This window comes from Halorubrum tropicale, assembly GCF_001280455.1.
GTDB lineage: Archaea > Halobacteriota > Halobacteria > Halobacteriales > Haloferacaceae > Halorubrum > Halorubrum tropicale.
The window spans coordinates 88,479-110,255 of the sequence record NZ_LIST01000002.1 but is presented as its reverse complement, the minus strand read 5'-3'; the positions used below and the strand labels follow the sequence as shown (position 1 = coordinate 110,255).

Sequence of the window (21,777 nt, the reverse complement as noted above, 5' to 3'; positions counted from 1 at the left end):
TTTGAAGGGAGCCGGAATACGATGGAGTGCACGCAGGGATAGCCAAGTCAGGCCAACGGCGCAGCGTTCAGGGCGCTGTCCTGTAGAGGTCCGCAGGTTCAAATCCTGCTCCCTGCACTCCGTTTTCCACGAACTCTCCGTTCAGGAGGGACAGCTATGAGTAGCAAGACGAACCCGAAACTACAGAACCTCATCGCCGATCTGAAGTCGGTCTCGCGTGGCTCCGGTGCCAACGTGTGGCAGGACGTCGCCGACCGACTGGAGAAGCCACGGCGCACGCACGCTGAGGTCAACCTGGGCCGCATCGAGCGGTACGCTCAGGAAGACGAGACGGTCGTCGTCCCCGGCAAGGTGCTGGGCAGCGGTGTGCTCGAAACGAACGTCACCGTCGCCGCCGTCGACTTCTCCGGGACCGCCCGGACGAAGATCGACCAGGCCGGCGAAGCGGTGACGCTGGAACAGTTCATCGAACAGAACCCCGAAGGGAGCGACGTGCGGGTGATCCGATGAGTCTCGCGAAGATCGACGCGGACGTCGTCGTCGACGCCCGCGACTGTATCCTCGGTCGCGTCTCTTCCGAGGTCGCGCAGCGCGCCCTCGCCGGGGAGACCGTCGCCGTCGTCAACGCCGAGCGCGCCGTCATCACCGGCAACGAGGAGTCGACGATGGAGACGTACCACAAGCGCGCGGAGCTCGGCTCGGACAGCGGGCCCTACTACCCCAAGCGCCCGGACCGGATCTTCAAGCGCGCCATCCGCGGCATGCTGCCGTACAAGTCGGAGGACGGTCGCGAGGCGTTCTCGAACGTGCGCGTGTACGTCGGGAACCCCTACGAGCGCGACGAGGACGTCGAGAGCGTCGTCCTCGACGGCACCTCGCTCGACCGCCTCTCGAACATCAAATTCACCACGCTCGGGGACATCTCCGAGTCTCTGGGAGCCAACGTCACATGGTAACGAACACCTCAGGCAAGAAGAAGACGGCCGTCGCCCGCGCCACCGTGCGCGAGGGCGAGGGCCGCGTGCGCATCAACTCCCAGCCAGTCGAGCTGGTCGAACCGGAACAGGCGCGGCTCAAGATGCTGGAGCCGTTCCGCATCGCGGGCGAGGAGCTCCGCGAGGGCGTCGACATCGACATCGACGTCGAGGGCGGCGGCTTCAGCGGGCAGGCGGACGCGGCCCGGACCGCGATCGCCCGCGGCCTCGTCCAGCACCTCGGCGACGCCGAGCTGCGCGACGCGTACATGAACTTCGACCGCACCCTGCTGGTCAACGACGTGCGCCAGTCCGAACCCAAGAAGTGGGGCGGACCCGGCGCGCGCGCTCGCTACCAGAAGTCCTACCGCTGAGGTGATCCAGTCATGATGATCCCGGTCCGGTGTTTCACGTGCGGCAACGTCGTGGGTGAACACTGGGAGGAGTTCAAAGAGCGGGCTCGCGAGGGCGACGAGGACCCCGGCGAGGTGCTCGACGACCTCGGGGTCGACCGGCACTGCTGCCGGCGCATGCTGGTCAGCCACCGCGACCTGGTCGACGTCGTCTCGCCGTACCAGTAACCATGTCAGGACAGCGATACAATCGATACGAGAAGGCACGCATCCTCGGCGCGCGAGCGCTACAGGTGTCCTACGGGGCGCCCGTGCTGATCGACACCGACCAGACGGAGCCGATCCTCGTCGCCGCGGAGGAGTACGACGCGGGCGCGCTCCCGTTCACGGTCCGGAGGGAGAGCTGATGACGCGGATCACCAGCGTCTCGCTCCGCCGCGTCCTCGACTCGCGCGGGAACCCGACGGTCGAGGCCGACGTGCTCACCGAGTCCGGCGGCTTCGGCCGCGGCGCGGCCCCCAGCGGGGCCTCGACGGGCGAGTACGAGGCGATCGAACTGCCCGCGAGCGAGTCCATCGCGAAGGCCCGAGAGCACGCGGTGCCGCGCCTCGAAGGCGTCTTCGCGGGCGACCAGCGCGCGGTCGACAACGCCTTGCGCGCCGCCGACGGGACGGACGACTTCTCCGCCATCGGCGCCAACAGCGCGGTCGCCATCTCGATGGCGGCGGCGAAGGCGGCGGCCGACGTGCTGGGCGCGCCGCTGTACCAGCACCTCGGCGGCGCGTTCCGCGGCGAGAACTTCCCGATTCCGCTCGGCAACGTCGTCGGCGGCGGGGAGCACGCCAAGGAGGCGACCCACATCCAGGAGTTCCTCGCGGCCCCCGTCGGGGCGCCGAGCGTCTCGGAGGCCGTCTTCGCGAACGCCGCGGTCCACGCGGCTGTCGCGGACGTGCTCGACGAGCGCGGCGTGCCCGCGGCGAAGGGCGACGAGGGCGCGTGGGCGCCACCGATCTCGGACGCGGAGGCGTTCGAGGTCGTCGACGAGGCGGTCGACCGGGTCGAGGAGGAGGTCGGCTTCGAGATCCGCTTCGGGCTCGACATGGCCGCCGCCGAGCTGTACGACGACGACCGAGAGGCGTACGTCTACGGCGACGAGACGAAGTCGGCCGACGAGCAGATCGAGTACGTCGCCGGCCTCGTCGACGAGTACGACCTCGCGTACGTCGAGGACCCGCTCGACGAGAACGACTACGAGGCGTTCGCGGAGCTGACCGAGCGGGTCGGCGACCGGACGCTGATCTGCGGCGACGACCTGTTCGTCACCAACGTCGAGCGACTTCAGGACGGGATCGACGCGGGCGCGGCCAACAGCATCCTGATCAAGCCGAACCAGATCGGAACGCTGTCGGACGCGTTCGACGCGGTCGAACTCGCCGCCCGCAACGGGTACGAGACGGTCATCTCCCACCGTTCGGGCGAGACCGAGGACGCAACCATCGCACACCTCGCCGTGGCGACCGACGCCGGCTACATCAAGACCGGCACGGTCGGCGGCGAGCGCACCGCCAAGCTGAACGAACTGGTCCGCATCGCGGACGACGCGGTATGACGGGCCCACACCACGCATGAGCGAAGACAACGACGCGGTCGAACTCGACGACGACGCGGAGACCGAGGCGGTCGACGCGGCGGTCGAGGAGGAGGCCGACACGACCGAGGAACCGACCGCCGACGCGGGCGCCGAGGGGGCGTCTGCCGACGCCGAAACTGGGGCGTCTGCCGACGCCGAGAGCGAGGCCGCAGAGGAGGCCGAAGAGGAGGCCTCCCCGTTCGACGACGACGTCATGCCCGACGACGACGTCGACCTGCTGATTCCCGTCGAGGACTACCTCTCCGCCGGTGTCCACATCGGGACCCAGCAGAAGACGAAGGACATGGAGCGGTTCATCCACCGCGTCCGCGACGACGGGCTGTATGTCCTCGACGTGAGCCTGACCGACGAGCGGATCCGCACGGCCGCGGACTTCCTCGAGAGCTACGACCCGGAGCAGATCCTGGTCACGTCCTCGCGGCAGTACGGCCGGTTCCCGGCCGAGAAGTTCGCGGACGCCATCGGCGCCCGCGCCCGCACCGGGCGCTTCATCCCGGGCACGCTGACGAACCCCGACTACGCCGGCTACATCGAGCCGGACGTCGTCGTCGTCACCGACCCGATCGGTGACGCGCAGGCCGTCAAGGAGGCCATCACCGTCGGCATCCCGGTCATCGCGATGTGCGACTCCAACAACCAGCTGTCGAACGTCGACCTCGTCATCCCGACGAACAACAAGGGCCGCCGCGCGCTGTCGGTCGTCTACTGGCTCCTCGCCAACGAGACGCTCGACCGCCGCGGGGCCGACACCGTGTTCGCCCTCGAAGACTTCGAGGACGAACTCTAACGCGGTCGGTTTTCGAGTCCACTTCCGTTTCGTTCCGTCACCGCCCGCTAGCCGCCGGCATCGCGCTGAAGGGACGACGACCTCAGACGATGTCCGGCGTGAACGGGTACGAGTAGACCTGTCCGTCGTTGGCCTTCACGGTCGCGAGAAGCACCAGTACCAGGTCGACAACCGCGATGATCGGGAACAGCAGAAGCCCGACGAACACGAAGCTCAGCACGGCGGCGAGCATGAGCGCGGCGAAGACGACGATCTGGAAGTTCAGCGAGTTCTTCGCGTTCTGCGTGACGAGTTCGTCGTCGTCGTCCGCGAGGATCAGGAACAGGATCGGCCCGAGGAAGGAGGCGAACAGCGCCGACGCGTGAGAGAGCGCCGCCAGCGTCGTGTCGCCGTCGACGCGACCGTCCCCGGCGTCTGTGGCTGGTGTTGACATAGCAGGAATTTGGTTTCGTAGCTGAGACATAAGCTTTGGGAGAGGGCGGGCCGCCCGGCGGGAGCCCGTCGACCGCCGCCCATGTCAGTCGGCCGTCGACGCGATCGTCGAGGTGACAGGCGTGCGGCCGGCCGGTCGTCGATGCCGGGAGCGAGCGCGTCGTATCGGCGAGAGCGCGGCGTTCCGAGGAGGACTCTCGCGGTCGCTGCCGGCCGAGCGGGCGCCGAGCGGCTCAGCCCAGCTCGGCCACGTCGACGATCTTGGCGTCGCTGCGCTCAACGCCGCCGCGGAGCGCGGGTACGGCGGTCACGGACTCGTTCCGCAGGTCGTAGGCCGTGAGCGACCCGCCGTAGACGCAGCCGGTATCAAGGCCAACCGCGCCCTCAGTGAGGACCGGGTCGTCGAGGACGGTATGACCGAAGAACACGCGCGGCGGCCCCTCGTACTCCTCGTACCAGTACGGAGAGTCGTAGCTGCCGCCCGGGACCAGCGACCGGGTGGTCTGGAGGTCATCGATCGTGTGCGCGTCGAGCGGCTCGCGCGGGTCGACGCCGCCGTGGACGATCAGGTTGTCCCCGATCTCGATCGCGACCGGCAGCGACGCCATCCACTCGAGGTCCGCTTCGGACAGCGCGTCGAGCGACTTGTCGCCGCGCAGCAGCTTCTCCTCGTTGTTCCCCCGGACGGTGAACATGTTGTCCGCCTCGCGGACGCGCTCGACGACCGCCGCGCTGTCGGGGCCCTTCCGGACCAGGTCACCCACGAACACGACGAGGTCGTCGTCGGTGACGCGTAGCTTCGACAGCAGCCGGTCGAGCGGCTCGGGACAGCCGTGAACGTCACCGACGACGTACGCGTCTTCGTACTCGTCGATGTCGATATCGAGGTGGTTCGGTTCGACGTCCGGGTGGAAGCGACCCATTGCCCATCGATACGGCTGAGCACCTATTAAGCGCCGCTAAGACCCGTATATATTGATATATAACGTTCCGAAGCCGTTTCCTCCGGCGTCGCTCCCGGCTCACGCCTCGGTGACGTGCTGACAGTCGGCCTCCAGCCGCAGGTCGGGGCCCTGGTCCGGGGCGGACTCGATCCAGAGCTCGACGCCGCTTCTGTTCGGCCCGTCGCAGGGGAGGGACGCCCGCTCGAACCCGGGCCAGTCGCGCTCGAACCGGGCGTCGTCGACGGTCACGACGACCGTCTCCGGCTCGGCCGGCCCGGGGAACGTCGCGTCCTCCTTGGCCTCGTTGTCGTCGGAGAGCCGGTACGACTCCTCGAACAGCGTCGCGCCGCTCGCGTCGAGGACCGTCACGGTCACGTCGCGCGTCGCCTCGCGGTCGGCGAGGTAGACGCTCACCCAGTGGGGGGCGGCGTCGGCGTCGTCGCGGCCGACGCACCCGGCGGCGACGACTGTCGACAGCCCGGCGGCGAACGCGCGGCGAGTTGTGGAGGGCATCGGTTCCGATCCATCAGCAGATCCACTTAAACCGGTCGCTCGCGTTCCGTCGCGGCGTCTCGGTCACGAGCAGGTCGACCGGTACCCGTTCTCCGGGCCGTCGGAAAACACGAAGGAGTGGCTCAGCGAGTTCCGCGGACAGCCGGCGCACCGTAGCGTTCCGCGCCGCACCGAGCAACAGGTCGTAGTACGGTCCCGCGGCGTCCAGCCGAACGAGTTCGATCGTCTCCCGCGTCCCGGCGCCGTCCGTCACGCGGACGGTGAGGTCACCGGCGGCGACCCGGTCGTCGATCAGGTATGCGGTCATCCGGTACGACGTCGACTCGGCGTTCTCGACCGTCGCGTCGGCCGCGGAGCCGCCGGGCGCGGTACAGCCGGCGGTCGCGATCAAGAGGACGCAACAGAGGGCGAAGGTGTGGCGGGGCACGGTTCCTCGGTCGCGTTGCGGATGAATCAACGCTTTCCCGGCGCCTAGGCGTCCGCTCGCGCCGCGGGGAGCCACGCGGGCGGCGCGACCTCACTGTCGGCGGAGCGGGGAGCGACCGCGTACTCGAACCGCTTGGACTCGCCCGCCCGATCGTACGCGAGGACGGCCTCTCGGACGACGCCGTTCCGGTCGACGGTCAGGTAGCCCCGGATGTCGGTCGCGTTTCGGACCGCGATGTCCGTCGGCGCGTAGCGGATCAGCCGCTCGCCGTCCTCGTCGACGGTCCGGACCGCGCGGAAGTCCGCCACGGTCAGGATCCGGGAGGCGACCGCCCACATCGAGTCGGCCGCGCGGTACCGCGTCTCCGCCAGCGAGCCGTTGGACGCCTCGAAGGAGACGTCCCTGTTCCGGGCGCTCCGGCTGTACCGGACGCCCCCGTCGACGTACACCTCGCTGCGCGTGACGTCGACGTACCCGTTGTGAACGTCGAGTCGGAACCGGGTCCGCTCCGAGGTTGCGTCGTACTCGTAGTCGGCGTACGCCCCGGCGCGGAAGCGCTCGACCGCGGCCCCTGTCACCGGCTCCGTTCGGAGGAAGGTCACGGACCGCTCGCGCGCCGTCGCGATGTCGATCCCCGTCCGGGAGAACCCCGCCGGAAACGGGACGTCTACGAGCCGCTCGTCTGCGGTCTCGTTCGGCTCGGAGTCGATCGGCGGCGAGTCTGGCGGCGAGGCGTCGGGCGGTGCCGCCCCGCCCGGAACGACGCCGCCGCAGCCGGCGAGCAGGAGGAGGAGGGCGACCGCGGTCGCGGCGCGAGCCCGCGTCGACGCGTCGCCTCCTTGCGACATCGCGGTAGTCAAACTACTGACGAGCCCGGTCGGCGGGCGCTCCGCCGTCGTCGGACAGCGCGGACCGCGCCTCCGCGACCGTCTCGTCCACCCGCGCCCACGCGACGGGCGGCTCGATCGCCGCGAGCTCCGCGTCGAGCGCGTCGAGCCGCTCGCCGAACCGGTCATCCCGGTCCGCGCCGTCGGCGAGCGCCGCGCCGTGTGCGGCCACCTCGGCCTCAAGCTCGTCGAGCCGCGCGTCGACGTCGTCCGGGAAGGCGACGCCGTCGCGCTCGGCCCACGCGCGGAGGTCCTCGGCCTCGGCGCGGAGGTCGGCGACGACGAGGTCGAGGACGCGCGCCTGGACGCCGGCCTCGAACCGTCGCTCCGGGTCGGGCTCCTCGGCGGCCCGGAGCGCCCCGACGGTCTCCGCGAGGGACTCGGCGGACTCCTCGGCGGCCTCGACCTCGTCGACGAGCCCGTCGTGGCGGCGGTTCGCGGAAGAGAGCCACGCCTCGAACGCCTCGAGTTCGGTTTCGAGGTCGTGGGCGACGCGGACCACGTCCTGTGCGCCGGTCGTCACCTCGTGAAGCTCGACCGCGGCGCGGTAGACGTCCATCGGCGACTCGGGGTCCGCCCTGGCCGCCCCGAGGTCGTCGGCGAGCGCCTCGACCTCCGCCCGGAGGTCGTCGAGCCGCGCCCCGAACGCCCGTCTGCGGACCTCGACGACGTCGAGGTCGGGCGCGTCGGCGGCGGCCGCGGTCGCGTCCTCGTGAGCGCGCGTCGCGAGGTCGACGCGGGTCTCGGCGGTGGCGAGGATCTGCGACACGTCCGTGACGGTCGACTCGAAGGCAGCGGCCGTCACGGTCCCGTCGTCGGTGACGGGGTCGAGCCGACGGCGGATCGACTCCGGATCCGCGTCGACTCGATCGGAGACCTCGTCGACAAGTACGTCGACTGAAACGTCTTCCGTCGCGGGTCGAGACATGCACGTCCGTTTTCGACGCGGCGGAGTAATACCTTCGGTCAGATACGTATTTATGCGATAGAGGCCAGCAGAGCGCTATATTTGTCTATATATCCTATTGAACCCGATATTACTAATATGGGATCTACAGACGCCTCTACCCGGCCACGGATACCGACATATCAGAAATATAAACCAGCTTAATACACTACTGCCTGTCTCCACTCGATGTCAGACCGGAACTGGGTTGACGGAGGCGTATCGCGGCGGAAAGTTCTCATCACGTCCGGGGCGCTCGGGTCCGCCGGATTGGCGGGCTGCGGGGGCAGCAGCGACGGTGGTGACGGCGGTTCGGGCGGTTCCGGCGGCGACGGAAGCGACGGAAGCGACGGAAGCGACGGAAGCGACGGAGGGTCCGGCGGCGACGACGGCTCCGGTCTCAACACGGCGCTGCTCAACGCCGAGGGCTCCTCGACGGTGTACCCCATCTCGAACACGGGGAGCTCCTACTGGAACTCCAACGCGCCGCCGAGCGACGGCGAGTACTGGGGGTCGAACGACGAGGGCTCGGTCCCCGGCTGGGACCAGCTCTCGTCCGACGGCGCGGGCGACATGAAGATCGCCGACTACTTCGCGGCGAAGTTCGGCTACGAGCCGACCGACCAGCGCTCCTCGCCGCCGTTCCCGACGACGGTCGGCCTGAGCCACTCGGGGACCGGCTGCGAGGCCGTCACCGAGGGGCTCGTCGACATCGGGAACTCCTCCGGCCCGATCACGGCCGAGCTCGACTGGAGCGAGGAGAAGGCCCAGAGCACGGTCGTCGACAACGTCGTCGGTCGCGACGGCCAGCCGGTCGTTATCAGCTCCGACGTCGCCGACGCCGGCGTGAGCCAGCTGACGGGCGAGGAGATCCGCGCGATCTACCAGGACGAGATCACCAACTGGAGCGAGATCGACGGCGTCGACTACGACCAGGAGATCTACGTCATCGGCCGCGCCGAGGGCTCCGGGACGGACACCTCGTTCCGCCTGAACATGCTCGGGAGCGCCGACGCCTCGATGTCCGGCGTCGACACGCGCTTCGGGCAGAACCAGCAGGTCGCGCAGGCCGTCGCCCAGAACGAGGGCGCCATCGCGTACATGGCGCTCGCGTTCACGGGGCCGGAAGTGACGCCCATCGCGATCGAGTTCGACGGCACGCTGTACGAGACCAGCCGGGACGCGGAGAACACCATCTTCGACAGCGAGTACCCGCTGAACCGCGACCTCCACATGTACACGCTCATCGAGGAAGACAACCCCGACGGCGGCGGGTATGACGCGCGCGAGGCGGCGTTCGTCAACATGTTCCTCAACGAGTTCGGACAGACCGTCTTCGTCGAGGGGAACAACTACATCCCGCTCCCGACCAGCGACCTTGAAACGATGAAAGAGCAGGTCTCGTCCGTGGCCACGGAAGACCTGCTGATGCCGTAGACCGGTTCCGCCTCGACGCTCGGTCACGCGCTGCCACGTGATCCGGCGCGGCCCGCCCGGGCCGTCGTCCGCAGACTCCGGGACGCGCAAACTCCCCTCTCGACGTAAACACCACTTCTATAATACACGCAAGACGCAAATGGCACTCATAACAGATTCATGGCAGAGGTAACAGACTCTCAGAGCGGACGAATAAACAGCGCTGTAAGCGCCCAGATCCGGCGGACCCGCGAGTTCGTCGAGGACACGGAACCGGCCGCGCTCGCGATCATACTCGTGATGGCGATGTCGCTGCTCGGAACGCTCGTCGGGTTCTTGGCCGTCTCGGACCTCACGATCGTTCCGTTCGTCGTCTTCCTCGGCGCCGCGGGGATCGGCTGGTTCCGGTACCAAGAGGAGACGGCGTACACCATCGCGCTGATGATGACCATATCGACGATTCTCATCCTCGGGCTCATCATCGTGTTCATCTTCCGGGAGTCGGTCCCGGTCATCCAGTACGAGAGCGCGACGGTGTTCGGCGTCACCGTCCCCGGGCTCAGGATGTTCATCCAGCCGAACTGGGACGCCGTCTCGCCGCCGATCCGGTACTCGATGGTACCGATGATCCACGGGACGGTGATGGTGACGCTCATCGCGTCGGCCGTCGCCGCGCCGCTCGGGGTCTCGGCGGCGCTGTTCCTCTCCGAGATCGCCCCGCCCACCGTCCGCGAGGTCGTCAAGCCCGGCGTCGAGATCCTCGCCGGGATCCCCTCGATCGTCTACGGGTTCATCGGCTTCACCGTGCTCGGCCCGTGGGCCTCCGACCAGTTCCAGACCACCGGGCAGGGGTCGTACCTGTTCGTCGGGATCGTCGTCGGCCTGATGGCGCTGCCGACGGTCGTCTCCGTGGCGGAGGACGCGCTGAGCAGCGTCCCCGAGTCGATGAAGAGCGGCTCGCTGGCGATGGGCACGACCGACTGGCAGACGATGACCTCGATCACGCTCCCGGCGGCGTTCTCGGGGGTGTCGGCCGCGGTTCTGCTCGGCGTCGGCCGCGCCATCGGCGAGACGATGGCCGCCACGGTGATGCTTCGCGGCGTGCCGCGGCTCACGGACCCGCTCGTCAACGTCTTCTACGGGCAGGAGACGCTGACCTCGATCATCGCGCGGAACTACGGCGAGGCGGACGGGCTCCAGATGGACGCCCTGTTCGTCGCGGGCGTCATCCTGTTCGTCACCGTCCTCGTCATCTCGATCGGCGCGCAGTACATCGAGTGGCGCATGTACAAGCGGCTGGGAGGTGAGGTCTGATGGCCGGTGCCAGCGAGACCGACGCGAAGCTCGTCGAGTCCGAGACCACCGAGACGGACGCCGTCGCCGGCGTGGCCGTCGGTCTCTCTGCGACCCTCTTCGCGCTCGCCGTGGCGGCGCTGTTCGAGCGCGTCAGCCTCACCGGGTCGCTGCTCGGCGTCCAGACCGTGACGCTGCTCGGCGGCCTCCTGACCGCGCTCGGCGTCGCGGTGATCGCCTTCGGCGCCGGGTCGCGGCTCGGCTACGTCGAGACGGACCCGGACCCGAGCGCCGGGCTCATCGCGGGCTTCGGCGCCGCCGTCCCGTGGGTCGTCATCGGCGGCAGCGTCGTGAGTCAGACGCTCGGGCTCGGCACCGCCGTCGGCGTCCTCGGCGGCGTCGCGGTCGGCGGCCTCGCGTTCGCGCTCACCGTCCTCCCGCGGGAGGACGTCGGCTCGACGCTCCCGCTCGGGGCCCTCCTCGCGCTGACGGGGCTCGTGTTCCTGACCGGCGTCATCGGTCCGGAGTGGGCGTGGGAGCTCGACTGGGCCCAGCAGGCCGCCATCACCGCCGAGTTCCTCATCCCCGCGTCCACGCTGTTCGCCTCCCTGTACGGCGGCTGGGCGTCGGCGAAGGCGTACGGCGGCTTCGGTGCTCGCGGGCGCCACATGGGCGCGTACGTGCTCGTCTACCTCAACGCGCTCTCCATCGTCGCGTTCCTCTTCATCCTCGTCGCCTTCGTCGTCGTCCAGGGGATCCCCGGCCTGTTGAACGGCGCCGAGTTCGGGTTGGGCAGCGGGCCGACGATGTCGGTCTTCGGCGTTTCGGTCGCGCTGCCGGTCTCCGTGCCGTTCGTGATGAACGGCGTCGCCCTGTTCAACGACTTCCAGGGCGTGCTGCCGGCGATCGTCGGCACTGTCTGGCTCGTCATCGGCGCGGTCGTGCTGGCGGTCCCGCTCGGCGTCGGCGCGGCGCTGTTCCTCACCGAATACGCCGAGCGGGGCCGGTTCACGCAGGTCGTCGAGGTCGCCACCAACGGGCTGTGGAGCACCCCGAGTATCGTCTTCGGGCTGTTCGGGTTCGCGTTCCTCATCCCGCGGTTCGGTAACGGGAAGTCGCTGCTCGCCGGGATGATCACGCTCGGCTTCATGCTGTTGCCGCTCGTGGTCATCACGTCGCGCGAGGCGATGCTCTCCGTTCCCGACGAGTACCGCGACGCCAGCGCCGCCCTCGGCGTCTCGAAGTGGCAGACGATCCGCAGCGTCGTGCTGCCGGCGGCGCTCCCGGGCGTCGTCACCGGCGTCATCCTCGGCGTCGGCCGGATCGCCGGCGAGACGGCGCCGATCCTGTTGACGATGGCCGGCGGGACGTTCATTCCCGGCTCACAGACAGTCGACGTCCTCGGGAGCTTCCAGTTCACGTCGGCGCCGCCGTTCGTGGCGAATCCGGCGCTGATGGAGGCGACGTCGGCGCTGCCGTACCAGCTGTACGCCCTCATCACGGCCGGCGTCGGCGCGAGCAGCAACGTCGGCAACGCGGACGAGTTCCGCTGGGCGACGGCGTTCGTGCTGCTCGTCGTCGTCCTCTCGTTCTACGCGGTCGGCATCGTCACGCGTTACTACTTCCGGCGCCGCCTCAAGCACACGTAACTACCAATGAGCGAAAACACCAACCCACAGACCCAGACCGACACCGCGACGACGGACAGCGACCAGCCGCTCACGACGACTCCCGGTGAGACTGTCGAACAGACCCAGTCCGAATGGACCGACTACGAGTTCCGGGGCGAAGCGAAGATGTCCGTGGACGACCTCCACGTCCACTACGGCGACGACCACGCGCTGAAGGGCGTCTCGATGGAGATTCCCGAGAAGAGCGTCACCGCCCTGATCGGCCCCTCGGGCTGCGGGAAGTCGACGTTCCTCCGGTGTCTGAACCGGATGAACGACCGCGTCAGCTCCGCCCGGATCGACGGCTCGGTGAGGCTCGACGGCCAGGAGATCTACCAAGACGGGGTCAACCTCGTCGAACTCCGGAAGCGGGTCGGGATGGTGTTCCAGTCGCCGAACCCGTTCCCGAAGTCGATCCGCGAGAACATCGCCTACGGCCCGGAGAAGCACGGCGACCTCGACACGGGCCTGCTCGCTCGGCTCCTGAACCGGAGCGACGCTGAGGAGCGCGACGAGCTGGTCGAGCGGTGCCTCCGCGACGCGGCGCTGTGGGACGAGGTGAGCGACCGGCTCGACGACAACGCGCTCGGCCTCTCCGGCGGGCAACAGCAGCGCCTATGTATCGCCCGATGTCTCTCCGTCGACCCCGAGGTCATCCTGATGGACGAGCCGGCCTCCGCGCTCGACCCGATCGCCACCGCGAAGATCGAGGACCTGATCGACGACCTCGCGGAGGAGTACACCGTTATCATCGTCACGCACAACATGCAGCAGGCGGCCCGCATCTCCGACCAGACCGCGGTGTTCCTCACGGGCGGCGAACTGGTCGAGTACGGCGACACGGACCAGGTGTTCGAGGACCCCAACAGCGAGCGCGTGGAGGACTACATCACCGGCAAGTTCGGGTGATTCCGTGCCCCGAGAACGGTACCAGGAGTCGCTCGACGGGCTCCGCTCGGAGGTGCTCGCGATGGGCGACCTCGTGACGGAGCGGCTCGGAGACAGCCTGGAGGCCGTCGAGAACCGGGACGAGTCGCTGGCGCGGGAGGTCGCCGCCGGCGACGACGAGGTCAACGAGACGTACCTCGAGTTAGAGGACCGCTGCGTCGACCTCTTCGCCCTTCAGCAGCCGGTCGCCGGCGACCTCCGGTTCGTCACCGCCTCGTTCAAGATCATCACCGACTTAGAGCGGATCGGCGACCTCGCGGTGAACCTCGCGAACTACTCGCTGGCGGCGCGGGAGACCGTCGCCCCGGAGGTGGCGGTCGACGCGATCGGCGCGGCGTCGCTCGACCTCCTCGAACGGAGCCTCGCGGCGTACGAGACCGGCGACCCCGCGGCGTGCCGGGCAGTGTCCGCCGACGACGACGAGGTGGACGCGCTCTGCCAGCGCGCGAGCGAGAGCGTCACTCGCGAACTGATCGCCGAGACCGACGACGACGGGTGGGCCGCCGAGCGGCTGTTGGACGACGTGTCTCGGCTGCTGTTGACCGTGCGAGACTTAGAGCGGGTCGGTGACCACGCGGTGAACATCGCGGCGCGAACCCTGTACATGGTCGAGAACGACCCGGAGCTACTCTACTGAGCATGGAAACCCGCAAGGTCCAGACCGTCGGAAACGGAACGTACACCGTCTCGCTGCCGAAAGAGTGGGCCGAGTCGCAGGGCGTCACCGCCGGCGACACCGTCAGCCTCCACGATCACATCGACGGCGTGCTGGCGGTCCAGACGCCCGAGGGCTGCGACGCCGACGCGCCGGCCGCCGGCCGGATCGAGTCGGCCGAGCCCGAGGTGATCGCGCGGGCGCTGCGAGCGGCCTACGCCGCCGGCCTTCGAGAGGTCACGATCGAGTGCGACGGGGCGCTCACCCCGGCGCAGCGGCGCGTCGTCGAGCGGACCGCTCGGGGTCGGATCGGGATGTCCGTGGCCGCGGAGTCCGAGACCGAGACGACGGTGCGGATCATGTTAGACTCTGAGGAGGTCTCCGTGAGCCAGTCGCTCCGCCAGCTGTCGTTCACCGCGCGCTCGATCCACGCGGACGCCGTCGAGTCGCTCGAGGCGGCGCCCGACGAGTCGCCGGTCGGCTCCAGAGACGACCAGGTCGAGCGCCTCGCGGCGATGATCGAGCGGTCCGTGTCTCGGGGGGCGGCGGACCTGAGCGAGGTCGACGCGCTCGGCGCGACGCGGCCGGAGCTGTTCGAGTCGTGGACCGCGATGCGCGAGCTCCGCCGGTTCGGGGACGTCGCGTCGGAGATCGGCGCCGCCGCCGCCGCGCTCGACGAGCCGCCGGAGGGACCGCCGCTGGAGGCGTTCCGCGAGGTCGGCCGAACGGTCCGCGACGTCGTCGTCGACGGAGTGGGCGTGACCCTCGGCGACGACCCCGTCGCCGCCGCGCGGGACGCGGTCGTCGCCGCCCGCGAGGCGCGCGAGCGGATCGACTCGTTCGACCGGTGGTTGGACGAGGCGGGACCGAGCGCCGCGGAGCTGCGTTGGGCCTCGCGTGCGCTCCGACGGACCGCCGAGCGCGCCGGCGACGTCGCCGAGGTCGGGCTCCGGCGGGCGGTCCGGTCCGGCGAGCCGGTACGCGACGCGGAGTAGGGGTGCGACCGCGGAACGCGCCGCTCCGGCAAGCGCAACGACTGTAAGCCCGCGGAGCGACCGTCGTCGTATGACCGTTTGCGAGGCGCCGGGGAAGGTGTACCTCTTCGGCGAACACGCCGTCGTCTACGGCGAGCCGGCCGTGCCGGCGGCCATCGAGCGACGCGCCGCGGTGACCGCCGAGCCGCGCGAGGACGACCACGTGCGCGTCGAGGCGGAGGACCTCTCCTTGGACGGGTTCACCGTGGAGTACTCCGGGGGGACGAGCGACCGTCCGGACGTGGACGTGCCGACGCCGCTCGTCGAGGCCGCGATGGGGTACGTCGACGCCGCCGTCGAGCAGGCGCGGGACGCGGCCGACGCCCCCGACGCCGGCTTCGACATCACCGTGGAGAGCGACATCCCGCTGGGCGCGGGGCTGGGGTCGTCCGCGGCGGTGGTCGTGGCCGGCATCGACGCCGCGACGCGCGCGCTCGGCGAGCCGCTCGACCGCCGAGAACTCGCCGAGCGGGCGTATCAGGCCGAGTTCGAGGTCCAGGACGGGCAGGCCTCCAGGGCGGACACCTTCTGTTCGACGATGGGCGGCGCGGTCCGGGTCGAGGGCGACGACTGCGAGCCGATCGACGCCCCCAACCTCCCGTTCGTCGTCGGCTTCGACGGCGGCGCGGGCGACACGGGCGAGCTGGTCGCCGGCGTCCGCGCGCTCCGCGCGGAACACGAGTTCGCGGCCGACACCGTCGAGTCCGTCGGCGACCTGGTCCGGGAGGGCGAGCGGCTCCTCGCCGACGCCGACCCCGGGAGCGAGCCCGACCCGGAGCTGCTCGCGGCGCTCGGCGAGCTGATGGACTTCAACCACGGGCTGCTCGCGGCGCTGGGGGTCTCCGCCCGGTCGCTCGACGCCATGGTGTGGGCCGCGCGGGACGCGGGCGCGCACGGCGCGAAGCTCACCGGCGCGGGCGGCGGCGGCTGTATCGTCGCGCTCGACGAGAGCGACGCGACGGAGACCGCGCTCTCGTTCACCCAGGGCTGCGAGGAGGCGTTCCGCGCCGAGCTGGCGACCGAGGGCGTCCGGGTGGTGGAGCCGTGACGGGCCCCGGCGCGGCGGGCGACGGCGCGGACGGCGCTGCGGACCCCGCCGCCGGCGTGCCGCCGGTCGTCCTCAAGCTCGGCGGGAGCCTGATCACCGAGAAGGACCGGCCCGAGACCCTCGACGGCGACGCGCTCGACGCCGCCTGCGACGCGGTGGCCGACGCGCTCGCGGCGGGCGACGTCGACCGGCTCGCGGTCGTCCACGGCGGCGGGAGCTTCGGGCACCACCACGCCAGCGAACGCGGCGTGTCGACGACGGCGGGCACGCGCGACGCGGACGCGGTGGCGGCGGTCCACGGCGCGATGAAGCGGCTGAACGCGCACGTGTTGGACCGGCTCCGCGAGCGGGGCGTGCCCGCGGTGCCCGTTCACCCGCTGTCGCTCGCGGCGCGGACGGCGGGGACGGGCGGCGGGCTCGACCTCCCGCTCGGGTCGACGGCGACGCTGCTCGGCGAGGGGTTCGTCCCGGTTCTCCACGGTGACGGGGTGGCGACGGCGGGCGACGGGGTGACGGTCGTCTCGGGCGACGAGCTGGTCGTCGAGCTCGCCGCGGGGCTCGGCGCGCGCCGGGTCGGCGTCTGCTCGACGGTCCCTGGCGTCCTCGACGGCGACGGCGACGTGATCGACGCGATCGACGCGTTCGAGGCGGTCGCGGACGCGCTCGGCGCGAGCGACGCCACCGACGTGTCGGGGGGGATGGCCGCGAAGGTGCGCGAGCTGCTCGCGCTCGACGCGCCGGCGCACGTGTTCGGCGCGGAGGGGCTGGCGCCGTTCCTGCGCGGGGAGGACGCCGGGACCCGGATCAACTGACCGGTCGACCGCGGTCGCGCCGGGAACGGCGGCGCGCCCGGGTACAGAACCCTTATTCGACCCACGGCCCTCCCCTCGGGCATGAACGAATCGGACGTGCGGGAGCGGCTCGCGGACGTGCGCGACCCGGACCTCGGCGGCGACATCGTCTCGCTCGGGCTGGTGAACGACGTCGCGGTCGAGGACGGGACGGCCCGCGTCTCGCTCGCGCTCGGCGCCCCCTTCTCGCCGACCGAGTCGGCGATCGCCGACGACGTGCGGGACGCGCTCGCGGACACCGGCCTCGACGTGGAGCTGTCGGCGTCGATCCCCGTCGACCTCTCGGCCGACGAGCAGGTCCTGCCGGGCGTCCAGAACGTGATCGCGGTCGCCTCGGGGAAGGGCGGCGTCGGGAAGTCGACCGTCGCGGTGAACCTCGCGGCCGGGCTCTCGGCGCTCGGCGCCCGCGTCGGCCTGTTCGACGCCGACGTGTACGGGCCGAACGTGCCGCGGATGGTGTCGGCGGAACAGCGGCCGGAGACGGACGGCGAGACGATCGTTCCCCCCGAGCGGTTCGGGGTGAAGCTGATGAGCATGGACTTCCTCACGGGCGAGGACGACCCCGTCATCTGGCGCGGCCCGATGGTCCACAAGATCATCACCCAACTCGTCGAGGACGTGGAGTGGGGCGACCTCGACTACCTCGTGATGGACCTCCCGCCGGGCACCGGCGACACGCAGCTCACCATCCTCCAGACGCTGCCGCTGACGGGGGCGGTGATCGTCACGACGCCGCAGGACGTGGCGCTCGACGACGCGGTGAAAGGGCTCCGGATGTTCGGCAAGCACGACACGAATGTCCTCGGCATCGCGGAGAACATGGCCGGCTTCCGCTGTCCCGACTGCGGCGGGTTCCACGAGATATTCGGCTCCGGCGGCGGGAAGGGGCTCGCGCAGGAGCACGACCTCCCGTTCCTCGGCGGGATCCCGCTCGATCCCGACGTGCGCACCGGCGGCGACGACGGCGAGCCAGTCGTCTTGGAGGACGGCGAGACCGCGGACGCGTTCAAGGTGCTCGTCGAGAACGTCGCGAACAACGCCGGCGTCGTGCGCCGCCGCGGGGTGAGCGAGGGCCGATGACCGACGCGGCGGACGGCGAGACGACCGACGCGGGCGAGGGCGCCCCAGACGCCGAGGGAAGCGGCGGCGCGGACGACGGGGCCGCGAGCGGCGACGACCGCGAGGACCCCCTCGCGGCCGCGGGGGTCGACCCGGTCGTGCCGGACGACGCCGGAGGCGGCGAGTTCGCCGCGGACGAGGAGGTCCGCGAGTTCCTCCGCGAGGTCGGCGAGGACGTGCGCGGGGACAGCTCCGAGAGCAAGCAGCTCTCGGCGATCATCTACCGGGTCTCGGACCTGTACGACTCGGGCGAGGAGACCTCGCCCGAAGAGATATACCTCAACGTCCGGCACATCATGCGGATCAAGTCGGAAGGCGGGCTGCGTCGCTGAGCCGCCCGGGCCCGCGGTCGGCGGTCGGTGCCCGCTCTCCTCCGCCGGTTAGTCGTCCGAACGGCCCGCCGCGGGGTCGATCGGCCCCTCGTCGAGCGGGGTCGCGTCGTCGGCGATCCCCGCGAGGCCGAGGCGGGCGAGCGTCTCGGGCGTCGGGAGCCCGCGCTCGCCCCATCCCCGCGCGGCGTAGTAGCGGTCCAGCAGGCGGTCGAAGGCGTCGGCGTCGACCCCGGGCGTCCCGTCCGCGGCCGGCGTGCGGAGCGGCTCGGGGAGCGCGTCGTCCGCGCGGTCGAGCCCCTCGCGGGCGTTGAACAGCCGCGTGAGCGTCCAGATCCGCTCGCCGGTCCTCGCGAGCGCGTCGACAGGGCCGTCCGCGGCGTCGTCGCCGCGCGCGGCGGGGTCGACCGCGGGGTGGTCGACCGCCGCGAGCCACTCCGCGCCGAGGTCGGCTCCGACCGCCTCGCCGACGAAGTCGTCGACGACGAGGCTCCACAGCACGGAGCGGGCGTTCTGCTCGCCGACCACGTCTCGCACCTGATCGGCGGGAGAGCGGTCGGGGCGGGCGAGCGGTTCGGTGTCCTGCGGCCGCGCGCGGCGGTGGCACGCGCCGCGGTCGCTCGTCGCGTACGCGAGCGCGACCCCGACGGCGGCGCGGGGGTCGAACCCCGGCAGCGCCATCGACTTCACCGTGGGCACGAGGTCCGCGCCGCCGAACCGGTCGACGGCGGCGTCGATCCCGTCGGCGAGCGCGTCCGGCAGATCCGGGTCGACGGCGAGACCGCGCACCGGCTCGCGGGCCGCGATCGACTCCAGCAGCCGTTCCGCGCCGTCGGCGTCGCCGAACGAGACGGGACAGTCGACGACCCCCGCCTCGCCCGCGCGGACCGCCCACGCGACCGCGTTGCCCGCGCCGATCACGTCGAGGCCGAGCCGGTCGCAGACCCCGCAGAGCGCCACGACGCGGTCGAAGTCGTCGATTCCGAGGCCGGCGCCGAGCGTGATCGGCGCCGCGCCGCGCGGGACCACCTCGCCGTCCGGGGTGTCGATCCGGAAGCCGCCGGGGACGGTCTGATCTTCGCCCTCGCGTCCCGTCGCGCGCTCCAGCGCGGCCTCGACACCGATGTCGTCGGCGCCGTCGAAGCCGGTCGCCGTCCACCCCTCCGCCGCGAGGATCCCCACCTCGTCGGCGTAGTCGACCGTCTCGACCGTCTCGCCAGCGGCCTGCCACTCGCCGGTCGGGTCGCGGCCGTACGCCGCTGCGTCGCGGTCGCGGAGCGCGGTGAGGTCGTCCGGGACAGCCGGAGGCGAGCCGCGGGCGACGACCGCCTTCAGCCGCTTCGATCCCATCACCGCGCCGGCGCCGCCGCGGCCGGCCTGGTGGTCGCCGCCGTCGCTCGCGACCGTCGCGTAGGCCGCCTCGCGCTCGCCCGCCGGGCCGACGCAGGCGACGCCGGCGTCCGGGAACCGCGCGGCCGTCTCGGCGGCGTCGTCGCCCCACGCGTCGCTCGGCTCGATCCGTGCGCGACCCCCCTCGACCTCGACCCGGACCGGACGGTCCGCGGCGCCCGTCACGAGCAGGCCGAGACAGTCGCCGAGCGACCCCGCGAGGCGGTCGGCGAAGTCGCCGCCGGCGTACGAGTCGAGGAAGCCGCCGGTGAGCGGCGACTTCGTCACGGCGGCGTAGCGCGTCTCGCCAGGGAGGTAGCCCGCGAGCGGCCCGACGAAGAGCGCGAGGGCGTTCCCCGGGGCGGTCGGGTCGGTCCCCGGAGACAGCTCCTCGTAGAGGTAGCGCGCCCCCAGCCCCTTCCCGCCGACGTAGTCGCGTCGCCACCCCTCGGGGACGCGCTCTCGGACTGTCTCGCCCGCGTCGAGGTCGACCCGGAGGACGTGGGTTCGGCTCCGACTCATTCAGGCGCTCTGCGCGGCGGAGACGTATCAATCTGTTCGCCGCGCGGGGTGGGACCCGCCCGACCGCCTCCCGCCAGCCCCACCGTTAGAGTGACCCCGGCGGCGGCCGAACGGCCGGTCATGGACCTGACGACCGCGCTCGACGCCCGCGACGCGACCGTCTGCGTCGTCGGCGCGGGCGGCAAGAAGTCGACGCTGTTCGCGCTCGCCGACCGACTCGACCGGGCGGTCGTGACCGCGAGCGTCCGGATACCGATCTTCGACGACCGCGTCGCCGCGGTGCGCGTGACCGAGGACCCCGTGGCCGCGCTCGACGAGGTCGGAGAGGGGGACTGGCCGCTGGGGCTGGTCCCCGAGCGCGATCGGTCGGACCGATACCTCGGGTACGACACCGCGACCGTCGCGGAGGTCGCCGACGCCGCGCCCGGCGCGACGCTCGTGAAGGCCGACGGGGCGCGCCTCCGTGAGTTCAAGGCCCCCGGCGAGCGCGAGCCGCAGATCCCGTCGAACGCGGACGTCGTCGTCCCGATCGCGAGCGCGCACGTCGTCGGCGAGCCGCTCACCGACGACCTCGTCCACCGGCCGGAGGAGGTCGCCGCGATCACCGGCCGCGAGACGGGCGACGAGATCCGCCCGGCCGACGTGGCGACCGTCCTCGCGAGCCCGGCCGGCGGGCTGAAGGGCGCGCCGAGCGGCGCGACCGCGATCCCGGTCGTGAACAAGGTCGACGACGACGCGGACGCCGCCGCGGCGCGGGCGGTCGCCGGAGAGATCCTCCACCGCGCCGACGTGCCGCGCGTCCTCCTCACGCGCCTGATCGCGGACGACCCGGTCGTCGAGGTCGTCGAGTAACGCTACGGACTCCCTCCGGAGACCTCCTCGAACGACCGCCACAGCGCCCGGTACAGCGTCCACGCGTCGACGCCGGTCCGGGACATCACGGCCCGGCAGGCGTCGTCGAACCGCCGGTAGTCGGCCGCCGACGGCGGGTCCGGATAGTCGCCGTCGAGCTCGCCGGTCGCGGCCAGCACCGCCCAGGTCCGGCGGTCGATCGCGACGAACCGCGAGGGCGCGAGGAACTGACAGAAGGCGGACGCGACCGCGACGTCGACGCCGTCGAGCGCGGTGAGCGCCGAGAGGGCGGCGTCGAGGTCGCAGTCCTCGTCGGCCGGAGCGTCGAGGTCGCGCCCCTCGTCGGCGTGTGCGTCTCCCTCGGGGTCCCCGGCGCCGAGGGCGTCGACGGCGGCGTCGAGCGCGTCGATCACGTCGCCGAAGTCGTTGTCGCGGAAGGCGTCCTCGCGCTCTCGTCGCTCCCGGTCCGGATACTCGCCGAGGTACCGCCGGAAGTACCACCGGACGATCCACTGGGCGTCGCGGCGCCCGTACTCGTCGCCCGCGAACGTCTTCGGGACCGTCTCGACGTGCTGGCGCTCCACGTCGTACAGCGGCTCCGTCTCCGCGTACGCCCGGGCGCGGTCCCGGACGGTCGACTCGCTCAGGTCCATCGCCTCGCGGTACGGCGGTGAGACGGATGAACGTTCTCTAATCCACCCGATCGATCATTTCATACAGACGTGGTCATTGGTATC

The 21,777-nt window shown here is 71.1% G+C and carries 26 protein-coding genes and 1 tRNA gene; 19 read left to right on the top strand and 8 right to left on the bottom strand.

What is annotated here, in order from left to right; translation table 11 throughout:
* Positions 1-32: 32 nt before the first annotated feature.
* From AMR74_RS05690 to rpsB, 8 genes are all read left to right on the top strand, one after another.
* Positions 33-117 (top strand) — tRNA-Leu (locus AMR74_RS05690).
* A gap of 39 nt (positions 118-156) precedes the next feature.
* The gene (locus AMR74_RS05685) at positions 157-510 is read left to right on the top strand and encodes a 50S ribosomal protein L18e (protein WP_053771103.1); all 354 of its coding nucleotides are present in this window, start codon (positions 157-159) and stop codon (positions 508-510) included.
* Positions 507-956 carry a 50S ribosomal protein L13 gene (locus AMR74_RS05680; protein WP_053771102.1) on the top strand — a complete coding sequence of 150 codons (450 nt, stop codon included), beginning with the start codon at positions 507-509 and terminating at the stop codon, positions 954-956. The genes AMR74_RS05685 and AMR74_RS05680 overlap by 4 nt, the downstream gene beginning before the upstream one ends.
* On the top strand, positions 950-1,348 hold the full coding sequence (locus tag AMR74_RS05675) for a 30S ribosomal protein S9 (RefSeq protein ID WP_053771101.1): 399 nt from the start codon (positions 950-952) through the stop codon (positions 1,346-1,348). The genes AMR74_RS05680 and AMR74_RS05675 overlap by 7 nt, the downstream gene beginning before the upstream one ends.
* A 12-nt stretch (positions 1,349-1,360) precedes the next feature.
* Positions 1,361-1,555: a DNA-directed RNA polymerase subunit N gene (locus AMR74_RS05670; RefSeq protein WP_006628058.1), complete on the top strand. Its 195-nt coding sequence runs from the start codon at positions 1,361-1,363 to the stop codon at positions 1,553-1,555.
* A gap of 2 nt (positions 1,556-1,557) precedes the next feature.
* Complete coding sequence (locus tag AMR74_RS05665) at positions 1,558-1,734, top strand: DNA-directed RNA polymerase subunit K (RefSeq protein ID WP_006628057.1); 177 nt, start codon at positions 1,558-1,560, stop codon at positions 1,732-1,734.
* Entirely contained in the window at positions 1,734-2,936 is a 1,203-nt protein-coding gene (eno, locus tag AMR74_RS05660) for a phosphopyruvate hydratase (protein WP_053771100.1), read from the top strand. Before AMR74_RS05665 ends, eno begins: the two co-directional genes overlap by 1 nt.
* Before the next feature lie 16 nt (positions 2,937-2,952).
* Positions 2,953-3,765 carry a 30S ribosomal protein S2 gene (gene rpsB, locus AMR74_RS05655; RefSeq protein ID WP_053771099.1) on the top strand — a complete coding sequence of 271 codons (813 nt, stop codon included), beginning with the start codon at positions 2,953-2,955 and terminating at the stop codon, positions 3,763-3,765.
* 82 nt (positions 3,766-3,847) lie between these two features.
* Here rpsB and AMR74_RS05650 read toward each other — a convergent pair whose 3' ends face one another.
* The 6 genes from AMR74_RS05650 to AMR74_RS05625 all read right to left on the bottom strand — a co-directional run bounded on the left by AMR74_RS05650 (position 3,848) and on the right by AMR74_RS05625 (position 7,896).
* Positions 3,848-4,198 carry a DUF4870 domain-containing protein gene (locus AMR74_RS05650; protein ID WP_053771098.1) on the bottom strand — a complete coding sequence of 117 codons (351 nt, stop codon included), beginning with the start codon at positions 4,196-4,198 and terminating at the stop codon, positions 3,848-3,850.
* Positions 4,199-4,430: 232 nt separating this feature from the next.
* A complete protein-coding gene (locus AMR74_RS05645; protein WP_053771097.1) occupies positions 4,431-5,120 on the bottom strand; it encodes a metallophosphoesterase family protein in 690 nt (229 codons plus the stop codon).
* A gap of 99 nt (positions 5,121-5,219) precedes the next feature.
* Positions 5,220-5,654: a hypothetical protein gene (locus tag AMR74_RS05640; RefSeq protein ID WP_053771096.1), complete on the bottom strand. Its 435-nt coding sequence runs from the start codon at positions 5,652-5,654 to the stop codon at positions 5,220-5,222.
* A gap of 13 nt (positions 5,655-5,667) precedes the next feature.
* On the bottom strand, positions 5,668-6,081 hold the full coding sequence (locus AMR74_RS05635) for a hypothetical protein (protein ID WP_053771095.1): 414 nt from the start codon (positions 6,079-6,081) through the stop codon (positions 5,668-5,670).
* A 44-nt stretch (positions 6,082-6,125) separates the two neighbouring features.
* Entirely contained in the window at positions 6,126-6,929 is an 804-nt protein-coding gene (locus tag AMR74_RS05630; protein ID WP_053771094.1) for a hypothetical protein, read from the bottom strand.
* A gap of 13 nt (positions 6,930-6,942) precedes the next feature.
* A complete protein-coding gene (locus AMR74_RS05625; protein ID WP_053771093.1) occupies positions 6,943-7,896 on the bottom strand; it encodes a hypothetical protein in 954 nt (317 codons plus the stop codon).
* A gap of 207 nt (positions 7,897-8,103) precedes the next feature.
* On the opposite strand from AMR74_RS05625, the gene AMR74_RS05620 reads away from it, so the two are divergent.
* From AMR74_RS05620 to AMR74_RS05575, 10 genes are all read left to right on the top strand, one after another.
* The gene (locus AMR74_RS05620) at positions 8,104-9,351 is read left to right on the top strand and encodes a PstS family phosphate ABC transporter substrate-binding protein (RefSeq protein WP_053771092.1); all 1,248 of its coding nucleotides are present in this window, start codon (positions 8,104-8,106) and stop codon (positions 9,349-9,351) included.
* A 159-nt stretch (positions 9,352-9,510) separates the two neighbouring features.
* Entirely contained in the window at positions 9,511-10,644 is a 1,134-nt protein-coding gene (pstC, locus tag AMR74_RS05615) for a phosphate ABC transporter permease subunit PstC (RefSeq protein WP_053771091.1), read from the top strand.
* Positions 10,644-12,272 carry a phosphate ABC transporter permease PstA gene (gene pstA / locus AMR74_RS05610; RefSeq protein WP_053771090.1) on the top strand — a complete coding sequence of 543 codons (1,629 nt, stop codon included), beginning with the start codon at positions 10,644-10,646 and terminating at the stop codon, positions 12,270-12,272. The genes pstC and pstA overlap by 1 nt, the downstream gene beginning before the upstream one ends.
* Positions 12,273-12,278: 6 nt before the next feature.
* Positions 12,279-13,202, top strand: coding sequence for a phosphate ABC transporter ATP-binding protein PstB (gene pstB, locus AMR74_RS05605; RefSeq protein WP_053771089.1), 924 nt, complete (start codon positions 12,279-12,281; stop codon positions 13,200-13,202).
* 4 nt (positions 13,203-13,206) lie between these two features.
* On the top strand, positions 13,207-13,878 hold the full coding sequence (gene phoU, locus AMR74_RS05600) for a phosphate signaling complex protein PhoU (RefSeq protein ID WP_053771088.1): 672 nt from the start codon (positions 13,207-13,209) through the stop codon (positions 13,876-13,878).
* A gap of 2 nt (positions 13,879-13,880) precedes the next feature.
* Positions 13,881-14,891 (top strand): AbrB/MazE/SpoVT family DNA-binding domain-containing protein, encoded by a 1,011-nt coding sequence (locus AMR74_RS05595; protein WP_053771087.1) that lies wholly within the window; start codon positions 13,881-13,883, stop codon positions 14,889-14,891.
* 70 nt (positions 14,892-14,961) lie between these two features.
* Complete coding sequence (gene mvk, locus AMR74_RS05590) at positions 14,962-15,978, top strand: mevalonate kinase (protein ID WP_053771086.1); 1,017 nt, start codon at positions 14,962-14,964, stop codon at positions 15,976-15,978.
* A complete protein-coding gene (locus AMR74_RS05585; protein ID WP_053771085.1) occupies positions 15,975-16,790 on the top strand; it encodes an isopentenyl phosphate kinase in 816 nt (271 codons plus the stop codon). Before mvk ends, AMR74_RS05585 begins: the two co-directional genes overlap by 4 nt.
* An 81-nt stretch (positions 16,791-16,871) precedes the next feature.
* Positions 16,872-17,909: an Mrp/NBP35 family ATP-binding protein gene (locus tag AMR74_RS05580; RefSeq protein ID WP_053771084.1), complete on the top strand. Its 1,038-nt coding sequence runs from the start codon at positions 16,872-16,874 to the stop codon at positions 17,907-17,909.
* A complete protein-coding gene (locus AMR74_RS05575; RefSeq protein WP_053771083.1) occupies positions 17,906-18,280 on the top strand; it encodes a hypothetical protein in 375 nt (124 codons plus the stop codon). Before AMR74_RS05580 ends, AMR74_RS05575 begins: the two co-directional genes overlap by 4 nt.
* 48 nt (positions 18,281-18,328) lie before the next feature.
* On the opposite strand, the gene AMR74_RS05570 is transcribed toward AMR74_RS05575, so the two are convergent.
* The gene (locus AMR74_RS05570; protein ID WP_053771082.1) at positions 18,329-20,188 is read right to left on the bottom strand and encodes an aldehyde ferredoxin oxidoreductase family protein; all 1,860 of its coding nucleotides are present in this window, start codon (positions 20,186-20,188) and stop codon (positions 18,329-18,331) included.
* A gap of 120 nt (positions 20,189-20,308) precedes the next feature.
* Here AMR74_RS05570 and yqeC point away from each other — a divergent pair, with 120 nt between their 5' ends.
* On the top strand, positions 20,309-21,040 hold the full coding sequence (yqeC, locus tag AMR74_RS05565; protein WP_053771081.1) for a selenium cofactor biosynthesis protein YqeC: 732 nt from the start codon (positions 20,309-20,311) through the stop codon (positions 21,038-21,040).
* 2 nt (positions 21,041-21,042) lie between these two features.
* Here yqeC and AMR74_RS05560 read toward each other — a convergent pair whose 3' ends face one another.
* Positions 21,043-21,693, bottom strand: coding sequence for a hypothetical protein (locus AMR74_RS05560; protein ID WP_053771080.1), 651 nt, complete (start codon positions 21,691-21,693; stop codon positions 21,043-21,045).
* Positions 21,694-21,777 lie beyond the last annotated feature (84 nt).

Coding starts and splice junctions, on each gene's coding strand:
- AMR74_RS05685 (WP_053771103.1), top strand. CDS start 157: ATGAGTAGCAAGACGAACCCGAAACTACAGAACCTCATCGCCGATCTG.
- AMR74_RS05680 (WP_053771102.1), top strand. CDS start 507: ATGAGTCTCGCGAAGATCGACGCGGACGTCGTCGTCGACGCCCGCGAC.
- AMR74_RS05675 (WP_053771101.1), top strand. CDS start 950: ATGGTAACGAACACCTCAGGCAAGAAGAAGACGGCCGTCGCCCGCGCC.
- AMR74_RS05670 (WP_006628058.1), top strand. CDS start 1,361: ATGATGATCCCGGTCCGGTGTTTCACGTGCGGCAACGTCGTGGGTGAA.
- AMR74_RS05665 (WP_006628057.1), top strand. CDS start 1,558: ATGTCAGGACAGCGATACAATCGATACGAGAAGGCACGCATCCTCGGC.
- eno (WP_053771100.1), top strand. CDS start 1,734: ATGACGCGGATCACCAGCGTCTCGCTCCGCCGCGTCCTCGACTCGCGC.
- rpsB (WP_053771099.1), top strand. CDS start 2,953: ATGAGCGAAGACAACGACGCGGTCGAACTCGACGACGACGCGGAGACC.
- AMR74_RS05650 (WP_053771098.1), bottom strand. CDS start 4,198: ATGTCAACACCAGCCACAGACGCCGGGGACGGTCGCGTCGACGGCGAC.
- AMR74_RS05645 (WP_053771097.1), bottom strand. CDS start 5,120: ATGGGTCGCTTCCACCCGGACGTCGAACCGAACCACCTCGATATCGAC.
- AMR74_RS05640 (WP_053771096.1), bottom strand. CDS start 5,654: ATGCCCTCCACAACTCGCCGCGCGTTCGCCGCCGGGCTGTCGACAGTC.
- AMR74_RS05630 (WP_053771094.1), bottom strand. CDS start 6,929: ATGTCGCAAGGAGGCGACGCGTCGACGCGGGCTCGCGCCGCGACCGCG.
- AMR74_RS05625 (WP_053771093.1), bottom strand. CDS start 7,896: ATGTCTCGACCCGCGACGGAAGACGTTTCAGTCGACGTACTTGTCGAC.
- AMR74_RS05620 (WP_053771092.1), top strand. CDS start 8,104: ATGTCAGACCGGAACTGGGTTGACGGAGGCGTATCGCGGCGGAAAGTT.
- pstC (WP_053771091.1), top strand. CDS start 9,511: ATGGCAGAGGTAACAGACTCTCAGAGCGGACGAATAAACAGCGCTGTA.
- pstA (WP_053771090.1), top strand. CDS start 10,644: ATGGCCGGTGCCAGCGAGACCGACGCGAAGCTCGTCGAGTCCGAGACC.
- pstB (WP_053771089.1), top strand. CDS start 12,279: ATGAGCGAAAACACCAACCCACAGACCCAGACCGACACCGCGACGACG.
- AMR74_RS05595 (WP_053771087.1), top strand. CDS start 13,881: ATGGAAACCCGCAAGGTCCAGACCGTCGGAAACGGAACGTACACCGTC.
- mvk (WP_053771086.1), top strand. CDS start 14,962: ATGACCGTTTGCGAGGCGCCGGGGAAGGTGTACCTCTTCGGCGAACAC.
- AMR74_RS05580 (WP_053771084.1), top strand. CDS start 16,872: ATGAACGAATCGGACGTGCGGGAGCGGCTCGCGGACGTGCGCGACCCG.
- AMR74_RS05575 (WP_053771083.1), top strand. CDS start 17,906: ATGACCGACGCGGCGGACGGCGAGACGACCGACGCGGGCGAGGGCGCC.
- AMR74_RS05570 (WP_053771082.1), bottom strand. CDS start 20,188: ATGAGTCGGAGCCGAACCCACGTCCTCCGGGTCGACCTCGACGCGGGC.
- yqeC (WP_053771081.1), top strand. CDS start 20,309: ATGGACCTGACGACCGCGCTCGACGCCCGCGACGCGACCGTCTGCGTC.
- AMR74_RS05560 (WP_053771080.1), bottom strand. CDS start 21,693: ATGGACCTGAGCGAGTCGACCGTCCGGGACCGCGCCCGGGCGTACGCG.